This is a genomic window from Kitasatospora sp. NPDC048722 (assembly GCF_040650235.1).
GTDB lineage: Bacteria > Actinomycetota > Actinomycetes > Streptomycetales > Streptomycetaceae > Kitasatospora.
In genome coordinates, this window is the sequence record NZ_JBEZGX010000058.1 from 45925 (window position 1) to 56312 (window position 10388).

A 10388-nucleotide genomic window follows, 5' to 3' on the forward strand; every position below is an offset into this window, starting at 1 on the left:
CTCGTCACCGACGCCGCCTCAGTGCTTCAGGATCTTGGAGAGGAAGTCCCGGGCGCGCTCGCTCTCGGGAGCGCCGAAGAACGCCTCCGGGGCGCGGTCCTCGACGATCCGGCCGTCCGCCATGAAGACCACCCGGTTCGCCGAGGCCCGGGCGAAGCCCATCTCGTGCGTGACGACGACCATCGTCATGCCCTCGTGGGCGAGCTGGCGCATGACGTCCAGCACCTCGTTGATCATCTCGGGGTCGAGGGCCGAAGTGGGCTCGTCGAACAGCAGCGCCTTCGGGTCCATCGCCAGCGCACGGGCGATCGCCACGCGCTGCTGCTGGCCGCCGGACAGCTGCGCCGGGTACTTGTCGGCCTGGTCGGCCAGCCCGACCCGCTCCAGCAGCGTCCGGGACTTGGCGTCCGCCTCCGCCCTCGGCCGGCGGCGCACCCTGATCTGGGCGAGCGAGACGTTCTGCAGCACCGTCTTGTGCGCGAACAGGTTGAAGGACTGGAACACCATCCCGACCTCGGCCCGCAGCCGGGCCAGCCCCTTGCCCTCCGCGGGGAGCGGCTCGCCGTCGATCAGGATGGTGCCGGCCTCGATCGGCTCCAGCCGGTTGATGGCCCGGCAGAGCGTGGACTTGCCGGAACCGGAGGGTCCGATCACCACGACGACCTCGCCGCGGCCGACCGTCAGCTCGATGTCGTGCAGGACGTGCAGGTCCCCGAAGTGCTTGTTGACGCCGCGCATCTCGATCAGCGGCGCGAAGCCGGACGCGCCGCCTTGTGCGGGTCCGGGGTCTGCGGTCACCGTGCGCGCCGCCCCTTCAGCAGCCAGCCCAGCGCGCCGCCCGCGAGCAGGGTGGCCAGCAGGGCGATCCACAGCGGCGCGGTGACGGTGAACACCCAGAACTGGATCTTCACCCTGTCGAGGTTGGCGAACAGGAACCACACCGCGAGGACGACGATGACGCCGATCCCGATGTACCGGGTGGGGATCCCGCCGATTTCGCTGCGCTGGGGGCCGGACGAGCCGCCTGAAACTTTGGTCACCGGAGCAGTCTGCGGGCCCGGGCCCCGGTTTGCCCGGTTACGCGCCCTTCCGTGCGGGCGGAGTAACCCGCACGGGGTAATCCGGCCCCGTGCGGGTTTGGGACGTCCGGGCCCGGCACGTACCGCGCGGGCAGGGCACGCACCGCGCGGGCCCGGACGACCCCGGAGCGGGCGACCCCGGAGCGGGCGGGTGCTACCGCTCGTCCCGCCAGGAGCGCCACAGCGCCGCGTACGGACCGCCGGCCGCGACCAGCTCCGGGTGGCTGCCGTACTCGCTGATCCGCCCGCCCTCGACCACCGCGATCACGTCGGCGTCGTGCGCGGTGTGCAGCCGATGCGCGATGGCGATGACCGTCCGCCCCTCCAGCACCCGGGAGAGCGAGCGCTCCAGGTGCCGGGCGGCGCGCGGGTCGAGCAGCGAGGTGGCCTCGTCCAGCACGAGGGTGTGCGGATCGGCCAGCACCAGCCGGGCCAGGGCCAGTTGCTGGGCCTGCGGCGGGGTCAGCACGGCGCCGCCGGAGCCGACCTCGGTGTCAAGGCCCTCGGGGAGGGCGTCCACCCAGGCGCCGGCGTCCACCGCGTCGAGCGCGGCCCGCAGCTCGGTGTCGTCGGCACCGGGCGCGGCCAGCCGCAGGTTGTCCCGCAGCGTGCCCACGAAGACGTGGTGCTCCTGGTTGACGAGCGCCACCTCGGCCCGGACCCGCTCGGCCGGCATCCGCGCGAGCGCCGCCCCGCCGAGCGTGACGCTGCCCCGGCCGGGCGCGTAGATCCCGGCCAGCAGCCGCCCGAGGGTGGACTTGCCCGCCCCGGACGGCCCGACCAGCGCCACCCGGCTGCCCGGGGCGACGTCCAGGCTGATCCCGTGCAGGACGTCCGCGCCCTCGCGGTAGCCGAACCGCACGTCCGTGGCCTCGACCCGGCGGCCGTCCGGGCGCACGCCCTCGTCGCCCTCGTGCTCCGGCACCTCGCGGACGCCGACCAGCCGGGCCAGCGAAGCCTGCCCGATCTGCAGCTCGTCGTACCAGCGCAGGATCAGGTCGACCGGGCCGGTGAGCATCTGGGCGTACAGCACTCCGGTGGTCAGCTGGCCGACGGTGATCCACCCGCGGAGGGTGAACAGGCCGCCGAGCACCAGCGTGGCCAGCACCGCAGAGGCGTAGACCGCGTCGACGGTCGGGAACCACACCGAGCGCAGCCACAGCGTGTACCGTTCCCAGGCCAGCCACTCGCGCAGCTTGCGGTCCGTCAGCCGGACCCGCTGGTCGCCCAGGCGCAGCGCCTCGACCGTCCGCCCGGCGTCCACCGTCTCGGCGAGCACGGTGTTCACCGCGGCGTACCCGGCGGACTCGTTGCGGTAGGACTGCGGCGCGCGCCGGAAGTACCAGCGGGAGCTGGCCAGCAGCAGCGGCAGCCCGACCAGCGAGGTGAGCGCGAGCAGCGGCGAGGTGACCAGCAGGGCGCCGAGGACGAGCAGCAACGACACGACGGCGACCGCGAGTTCGGGCACCGCCTCGCGCACGGACTTGTCCAGCCGGTCGATGTCCGTGGTACCACGGGAGACGAGGTCGCCGGTGCCGGCCCGCTCCAGGACGCCGGTGGGCAGCCCGACCGAGCGGATCAGGAAGTCCTCGCGCAGGTCTGCGAGGACCCGCTCGCCGAGGATCGCGCCGCGCATCCGGGACCAGCCGGTGAAGGCGGACTGCACCGCCAGCGCCAGCAGGTACCAGCCGACGGCCACCCCGATGGAGGCCCGCGCGCCGTCCGCGGCCAGCGACTCGACCAGCCCGCCGAGCACCCAGGGCCCGACCAGCCCGGCGAGCGTGGCGACCGAGTGCAGCGCCACCACCCCGGAGAAGGCCCCGCGGTGGCGTCGCGCGAGCAGCCGCAGGTACGCGCGCACGGCGGCCGGGGAGCCGACCGGCAGGGTGGCGGCCGGCCCCTGCTCCTGATGCAGAGGGGGCTTCATGACGTACTCCTCGCTCGCTTCGCTGGACAGTTGACGGGCGTGCTCACGCGGCCCCCTCCCCGGCCCCCACGGAAGCCGCCTCCGCCCCGGGCAGGGCCTCCCCGCCCCGGGCGGCCGCCCCCGCGACGGTCTCCCCCCGGGCAGGAGCCCCGGGCGCGGCCTCCTCCTCACGGGTGACCACCGCCCGGTACGCGGGCTCCGTCCGCATCAGCTCGCGGTGCCGCCCTGCCACGACCGCCCGGCCGTCGCGGACCAGCACCACCCGGTCCGCCTGGTCGAGCAGCAGCGGGCTGGTCGCGAACACCACCGTGGTGCGCCCGGCCCGGACGTCCCGCAGACCGGTGGCGATCCGCGACTCGGTGTGGGCGTCGACCGCGCTGGTGGGCTCGTCCAGGACGAGCACCGGCGGGTCGGCCAGCAGCGCGCGGGCCAGTGCGAGCCGCTGGCGCTGGCCGCCGGACAGGGACCGGCCGCGCTCGGTGATCCGGGCGCGCATCGGGTCTCCCCCGCACTCCGGCGAGCCCTCGACCAGGGCCTCCAGCACGTCGTCGGAGCGGGCGGCCGCGAGCGCCTCGGCCACCGGGACCCGGCCCGAGGACGGGATGTCGAACAGCCCGGCCAGCGTGCCGGAGAGCAGCACCGGTTCCTTGTCGTGGACCAGCACCGCGGCCCGCGCCTCGCCCAGCGGCACCGCGTCCAGCTCCGTCCCGCCGAGCCGGGCGGAGGGCTGCCGTTCCTCCTCGGCCGCCGGCACGTGCCCGCCGAGCCGCTCGGCGAGCGCCCCGGCGAAGTCCGGGTCGCCGCAGACCACGGCGGTCAGCTCGCCGGCCCGCGCGGTCAGCCCCGTCGCCGGATCGTGCAGGTCGGAGTTGGCCGGCCGGGTGAGCGCGGCCTCGGCCGCGCCGCTGGTCCGGCGCAGCGAGAGCACCCGGACGGCCCGGCCCGCGGAGACCCGGGCGACGCTCCAGGCGTGCGCGGCCTCGCCGAGGATCCGCAGCGGCGCCGCCAGGAAGGCGGTGGCGCCGTACACGGCGATCAGGGTGCCGACGGCCAGCTCCCCGGAGGCCGCCAGCCGGGCCCCGTACCAGGTGACCCCGACGACGAACAGGCCGGGCAGCAGCACCTGTTGGGCCTGCATCAGGGACCACAGCCGGGCCGAGCGGACGGCCGCGGCACGGACCTTCTGGGAGGCCGCGCGGTAGCGCTCCAGGAACAGCTCCTCGCCGCCGATGCCGCGCAGCACCCGCAGCCCGGCGACGGTGTCGGCGGCCAGTTCGGTGGCCTTGCCGCCGAGCGCGCGCTGCTTCTCGTAGCGCCGCTCGAACGGCCCGATCAACGGCCAGACGGAGGCCGCGAGCACCGGCACGCCGAGCAGCACGCCGAGGCCGAGCACCGGTTCGGTCACCAGCACCACCGCGCTGACGGCCAGCCAGACGATCACCGCGGCCCGGACGCGGGCGACGAGCTCGACGTACCAGCCGATCCGCTCGACGTCCCCGCTGCCGACCGCGACGACCTCGCCAGTGGCGATCCGCCGGGACAGCCCGGCGCCGAGGTGCGAGGCCTGCCGGGCGACCAACTGCCGTACGTGGGTGGCGGCGTGGATCCAGTTCCAGACCGCCTGGCGGTGCAGCAGGACGGTCCCGAGCGAGGCGGCGGCGGCGAGCAGCACCACGAGGGCGCCGGCCCGCCAGATCCCGCCCGCGTCGCCGTCCACGGCGGCCTGGACGCCGTGCCCGAGCGGTACGGGCAGGGCGGCCTGACCGCCCATCTCCAGCAGCGCCCAGCAGGTGGAGAGCACCTGCCCGCGCCGCTGGGCGCGTTGGAGCCAGCGCAGGAGGGCGAGGGGTGAGGAGAGGTCGGGACGGCCGGGATCGGCCAGGGGGAGGGATGCGAGCGGCATGACACTCCGATGCCGGTGGTTCGGGGGACGGTCCTGGGGCCCGGTCGGCGCGCGGAACGGCGGCACGCGGAACAGCGGCGCGCCGGTTCGGCGGCACGCGGCCTGCGACGAGCAGTCCGCGGTGCGCACGGTCCGGGAGGCTTCGGGTTGGTTCGAGGCGCCGCGCGCCACGGGCGGCGCGGGCGACACGGCGGCGAAAACGCGCCCGGCAGCGGCCGGGGCGGGATTGGGGAGGGCACGAAGGGCCCGTGTCTCAGGAGGTCATGGCCGCGAGCCTGCCAACCCCGGTGTGATCCGCGCAACAGGTTTTCCGGGCCCGCCCCCGCGGTTCCCCGCCCGGCCGGCCCACGGCCCCGGAAGGTTCACCCGAACGGCGGGAACAAACCCCCCGGAGTTCCGGTTGCCCCACTGGAACCCATGGTCGACCAGGAGGGCACCCCTTCCCGTGAGCAACATCCCCACCGTGACCCTGAACGACGGCACGCGGATCCCGCAGCTCGGCTTCGGCGTGTGGCAGGTCCCGGACGCGGAGGCCACTCCGGCCGTCCGCGCCGCCATCGAGGCGGGCTACCGCTCGATCGACACCGCGGCGATCTACGAGAACGAGACCGGCACCGGCCAGGCCGTCGCCGAGGCGCTGGCCGGCGGTGTGGCCCGCGAGGACCTCTACATCACCACGAAGCTGTGGAACTCCGGCACCCGCGACTGGTCCGGCGCGCAGGGCCGGGACGCGGTCCTGCGCGAGTTCGACGCCTCGCTGGCCAAGCTCGGCCTGGAGTACGTCGACCTCTACCTGATCCACTGGCCGCGCCCGATGCACGGCACCTACCCGAACGTCTGGAAGGCGCTGGAGCAGCTCAAGGCCGACGGCCGGGCCCGCTCCATCGGCGTCTCGAACTTCGGCCCCGAGCAGCTGACCCGCCTGATCGACGAGGCCTCGGTCGTCCCGGCGCTCAACCAGGTCGAGCTGCACCCGTACTTCCCCCAGACGGAGCTGCGCGCCTTCCACGCCGAGCACGGCATCGCCACCGAGGCGTGGAGCCCGCTGGGCCAGGGCAAGGACCTGCTCGCCGAGCCGGCGCTGGTGAAGATCGCCGAGAAGCACGGCCGCACGGTCGCGCAGGTCGTGCTCCGCTGGCACCTGCAGAGCGGCATCATCGCGATCCCGAAGTCGGTCACCCCCTCCCGCATCCGGGAGAACCTGGACGTGGCCGGCTTCGAGCTGGACGCGGACGACCTCACCGCGATCGCCGGCGTCGCCACCGGCGAGCGCATCGGCCCGGATCCGCAGGGCTTCGACTGGAACTGAGTTCCGCCCGGCTGCCCGGCCGGGCAGCCGGAAGCCAGGCGCCCTCGGCCGGGCACCCCTGGCCGGGTGTCCGACACCAGGAATCCGTGGTCACCGGACCGACGGTCATATCGAAAGACCGCCCACCCCGTTTGAGGGGTGGGCGGTCTTCGGCATGTCCGGAAGGGGCCCGTGGCGCACATATGTGAGCACACGAGCACACGATCGCTACGACACGAGCCCGAAGCCCTCCCCGACCCACCCCCATCCGACCCGAGATCGTCCGTACGTTGGCGAATCGTTTTGGCTGGAGCTCAAAAGGGTGGAGCTAGAGCCTGGCGGCCTTGCCGATCAGCGCGAGCGCCGGGGCGTGCTCGTGCTCCTCCAGCGGCGCCAGCAGCAGCTGCTGCACCTTGGCGACGCCGGCCGCCGAGCGGTGCAGCAGGTCCTGTCCCGCCGGCGAGAGCGAGAGCAGGTTGCGCCGCCCGTCCGAGGGATCGCGGCGGCGCTGCACCAGGCCGCGGCGGACGAGACGGCTCACCATCTCGGCCATCGTGGCCTTGTCCAGCGACGCCAGCTCGCCGACCGTGCGCTGGTCCGCGCCCGGTTCCAGCTCCAGCGCGTCGAGCACCGCGTACTGCGGAGCGGTGAGCTCCGAACCGACGTGCTCCGACCAGAGCTTGGTGTGCACCTGCTGGCTCACCCTGATCAGGTAACCGATCGCCCGCTGGGCGTCCAGTATCGGCCGCGCGTCGCTGTACACGACCGCCGCGGGCTCCAGCCTGGCTATCTTGGCCATCACCCGGACGATCTCGACCTGCTCGTCCGCGTCGAGTGGCTCGAACAGGGTGCGCTGCACGCGGACCACGCCTCCGGTGGCCTCGCGCACCGCCTGGGCCCCGCTCTGCGACAGAGCGAGGAGCTTGCGCCGGCCGTCGGCCGGGTCGCGCCTTCTCAGCACCAGGCCGCGGCGGACCAGCCGCGCGACCATCTCCGCCATCGTGGCCTTGTCCAGCGAGGCTCGCTCGCCGACCGTCCTCTGGTCCGCGCCCGGTTCCAGCGCGAGGACCAGCAGGACGGCGAACTGCGGAGCCGTGAGATCGGCTCCGACGTGTTCGGACCACAGTCGTGTGTGGACCTGCTGTGCAACGCGGATGAGGTGTCCGGGCGACTGCTGCAGTCGCGCGGACACGCGGGTCGTCGGGATCTCCCCCAGCACCATGTATCCGTCCCGATGTCACACCCGGTGTGTGTGGGACACCCGGGTGGGGCAGTAACGGCGAGTGGGCGTCCCGCTATGAGGGAGGGCGCTCCAGCCGTGCAGCCGGTGGCTGCTGGCGGACACTATACAAACGGCGGGCCCTCGCTGGCAGGCAGGGGCGGATAGTAGACGCAGGTTCGGCAACATTGGCATATTTACGCGCCGCCACGCCCTCTCGGTAACCCGTTCTCAGCAGAAAGCCGACCGGTCGGTCCTTACCCACCGTCACCTGCGCGTCTCCGCTCTGGCCGCCCTCCCTACTCGCCGGTAGGGTGTGGCCAGCGTCACCCGGGGACGCCCTTCCCTGGGAAAATCCTGAGAGAGACGAGAGCGAGCATGACCGAGCAGAGCACCCCCCGGGTCGCCGTCGTCACCGGCGCCGGACGCGGCCTGGGCGCCGCCACCGCCCTCCGGCTGGCCGCCGACGGCTACGCGGTCGCCGTCCTCGACCTGGACGAGGCGGCCGGCAAGGACACCGTCGACCGGATCACCGCCGCGGGCGGCCGGGCCCTCGCGGTCGGCGCCGACGTCTCGGACGCCGGGCAGGTCCAGGCCGCCGTGGACCGCGTGGTGGCCGAGCTCGGCGCCCCCGTCGTCCTGGTCAACAACGCCGGAGTGCTCCGCGACAACCTGCTCTTCAAGATGTCCGAGTCCGACTGGGACACGGTCATGAACGTCCACCTGCGCGGCGCCTTCCTGATGACCCGCGCGGTGCAGAAGCACATGGTGGACGCGGGTTTCGGCCGCATCGTCAACCTGTCCTCCTCATCCGCCCAGGGCAACCGCGGCCAGGCCAACTACTCGGCCGCCAAAGCGGGCCTGCAGGGCTTCACCAAGACTTTGGCCATCGAGCTCGGCAAGTTCGGCATCACCGCCAACGCCGTCGCCCCGGGCTTCATCGCCACGGACATGACCGCGGCCACCGCGGCCCGGGTCGGCATGGACTTCGAAGACTTCAAGCGGGCCGCCGCCTCTCAGATCCCGGTCCAGCGGGTCGGTCTGCCTGAGGACGTGGCCCACACCATCTCCTTCCTCGCGAGCGAAGGCGCCGGCTTCGTCTCCGGTCAGGTGATCTACGTCGCGGGTGGCCCCCTCGACTGACCCCTCGACTGAGCACGGAACCTACACAGGGTGACCACGGGGCGGGCGGCCGGGCAGACCGGCCGACCGCCCCGTTCTTTTTACCGACTCTTTTGAAGGATGATTCGAACACCACACGGACTTTCGATCGAGGATTAGCCGAAATCACTCCCCGGACCATCCTCCGTCTACCCGATTGTCGATTTCCCGGGGAAATGACAATTCCCTCCGAAATGGCACCGGACGGATGGGTAGGGTCACCCCCGTGCAAGCCCCGAGTGCCTCCCGGCAATTCCCGAAGCAGGGCCCGGAGAACACCTCCCGCCGCCCCGGCCGGCCGGCCCAGGACCGGCCCGTGCGCCCGGCCCCGGAGGGCCGCGCGCCGCTCGGCCCGGCCGCCGCCGAGACCGGCTGGCCCCCGATGAGCCGCCGCCGCGCGCTCCTGCTCCTCGCCACCTGCGCCTGCTACCTGCTGGTACTCGCCGGTGTACTCCTCAACACCGCCCTCGTCGACCTCGACTGGTCGGTCCGCCTGCTGCGCCCCTACGAACGCTGGCCCAGCCTGGAACCGCTGCTCGACACCTGGGTGGTGGCCGGCCAGCGCGGCCCCTCCGCGATCGCCGCCTTCGCCTGGCTCGGCTGGCGCGCCCACCGGCTCGGCCGTCTGCGCCCGCTCCTGGTGATGGGCATCGCCCTGCTGCTGCTCAACGTCACCGTCGGCGCCGTCAAGATCGTCACCGGTCGGCTCGGCCCGCACTACGCCCAGTACGTCGGCTCCCCCGAACTCTTCTCCGGCGGCACGATCTTCCCCTCCGGCCACACCGCCAACGCCGTGGTCACCTGGGGCGTGCTCGCCTACCTCGCCGCCCGCTGGCGCCGCACCGGCGCGCTGATCGCCGCCGCCACCGCCTGCTCGATCGGCCTGACCACCGTCTACCTGGGCACCCACTGGGTCACCGACGTCCTGGCCGGCTGGGCCGCCGGACTGCTGGTGCTGCTTTCGCTGCCGCTGCTGGAGCCGCTCGTCACCACGGCCGAGCAGTGGATCACCAGCCGCGGGCGCGGAAGCCGCCGGGACGTCCGGAACCGCTGAGCGACGGCCGGGTCAACGACCCGGCACGGCGCCTCACCCCTCCCAGCTGCGCTCCACCACGCCGTCGCGCACCGCGAGGTTGAGCCGCCCCTCCCGGTACTCCATGGTGATCATCGCGTCCGGCTCCAGCACCCGGACCGAGGCCCACCCGTGCCGGCGGGCCAGCTCCCGCGCCCGCTCGATCCGCAGTCCCGCATAGCCCTCGGCGTCCCCCTCCGGCCCGTCCCAGGCACGGCCCGCGCCCCCCTGATCGCCGCCGCCGGCCCCCGGTCCCACCCTGCCCGATCCCGTCATCGCCCCTCCCCGGCCCGTCCCTCGGACGTACGCTGGAATCGTAGCCCGCACCCGTACGGCCGGGAGGTGAACGGGCATGCGCACCACCACCCCGCGGCGCTGGCGCAGCGGCACCGAACCCTCGAACGCCCGCAGCGACCTCAAGCTCCGCTACCTGCTGTCGCTCACCTTCACCCCGCTGTTCGCGATCTCGACGGTGGTCTTCGCGGTCTGGGCGGCGAACTCCCCGTCGTACGGGGCCCCGAGCAGCGGCACCCTCACCGGCTTCGCGGTCGCGATGGGCCTGCTCACCCTGTTCGCCGTCGTCGATCTCGTCGTGGTCATCCGGCGCCGCCGGACCGAGCTCTGACGCGGTGTCTCCCCCGGAGCCCGCCCTTCACCGGGTGCGTCCGTTCTCCCGTGCCGGATGCTCCCTGACTGCCGATCAGCATCGCAGGTGGCCCGCGCGGCCCGCCAGGGATTA

General features: G+C 73.6%; 10 protein-coding genes. 4 read left to right on the forward strand and 6 right to left on the reverse strand.

Annotated features, from left to right (window positions below; genetic code table 11):
• Positions 1–18: 18 nt before the first annotated feature.
• The 4 genes from AB0C76_RS32535 to AB0C76_RS32550 form a co-directional block, all read right to left on the reverse strand.
• On the reverse strand, positions 19–738 hold the full coding sequence (locus AB0C76_RS32535) for an amino acid ABC transporter ATP-binding protein (protein ID WP_359972516.1): 720 nt from the start codon (positions 736–738) through the stop codon (positions 19–21).
• Positions 739–794: 56 nt separating this feature from the next.
• Positions 795–1040 carry a LapA family protein gene (locus AB0C76_RS32540; RefSeq protein WP_359972488.1) on the reverse strand — a complete coding sequence of 82 codons (246 nt, stop codon included), beginning with the start codon at positions 1038–1040 and terminating at the stop codon, positions 795–797.
• A gap of 193 nt (positions 1041–1233) precedes the next feature.
• Entirely contained in the window at positions 1234–3006 is a 1773-nt protein-coding gene (locus AB0C76_RS32545) for an ABC transporter ATP-binding protein (protein ID WP_359972490.1), read from the reverse strand.
• A 43-nt stretch (positions 3007–3049) separates the two neighbouring features.
• A complete protein-coding gene (locus AB0C76_RS32550; RefSeq protein ID WP_359972492.1) occupies positions 3050–4909 on the reverse strand; it encodes an ABC transporter ATP-binding protein in 1860 nt (619 codons plus the stop codon).
• A gap of 445 nt (positions 4910–5354) precedes the next feature.
• Here AB0C76_RS32550 and AB0C76_RS32555 point away from each other — a divergent pair, with 445 nt between their 5' ends.
• Positions 5355–6218: an aldo/keto reductase gene (locus AB0C76_RS32555; RefSeq protein ID WP_359972494.1), complete on the forward strand. Its 864-nt coding sequence runs from the start codon at positions 5355–5357 to the stop codon at positions 6216–6218.
• A gap of 307 nt (positions 6219–6525) precedes the next feature.
• Here the strand turns inward: AB0C76_RS32555 and AB0C76_RS32560 are convergent, their stop codons facing one another.
• Positions 6526–7389: a MarR family winged helix-turn-helix transcriptional regulator gene (locus tag AB0C76_RS32560; RefSeq protein WP_359972496.1), complete on the reverse strand. Its 864-nt coding sequence runs from the start codon at positions 7387–7389 to the stop codon at positions 6526–6528.
• A gap of 405 nt (positions 7390–7794) precedes the next feature.
• Here AB0C76_RS32560 and fabG point away from each other — a divergent pair, with 405 nt between their 5' ends.
• Together fabG and AB0C76_RS32570 are read left to right on the forward strand one after the other, a co-directional pair.
• Entirely contained in the window at positions 7795–8559 is a 765-nt protein-coding gene (gene fabG / locus AB0C76_RS32565; protein WP_359972498.1) for a 3-oxoacyl-ACP reductase FabG, read from the forward strand.
• 244 nt (positions 8560–8803) lie between these two features.
• Positions 8804–9631 (forward strand): phosphatase PAP2 family protein, encoded by an 828-nt coding sequence (locus AB0C76_RS32570; RefSeq protein WP_359972500.1) that lies wholly within the window; start codon positions 8804–8806, stop codon positions 9629–9631.
• Positions 9632–9664: 33 nt separating this feature from the next.
• Here AB0C76_RS32570 and AB0C76_RS32575 read toward each other — a convergent pair whose 3' ends face one another.
• Positions 9665–9925, reverse strand: a complete 261-nt coding sequence (locus AB0C76_RS32575; RefSeq protein WP_359972502.1) for an I78 family peptidase inhibitor — start codon at positions 9923–9925, stop codon at positions 9665–9667.
• A 76-nt stretch (positions 9926–10001) separates the two neighbouring features.
• On the opposite strand from AB0C76_RS32575, the gene AB0C76_RS32580 reads away from it, so the two are divergent.
• Positions 10002–10274 carry a DUF6343 family protein gene (locus AB0C76_RS32580; RefSeq protein WP_359972504.1) on the forward strand — a complete coding sequence of 91 codons (273 nt, stop codon included), beginning with the start codon at positions 10002–10004 and terminating at the stop codon, positions 10272–10274.
• The last annotated feature ends 114 nt before the right edge of the window (positions 10275–10388 follow it).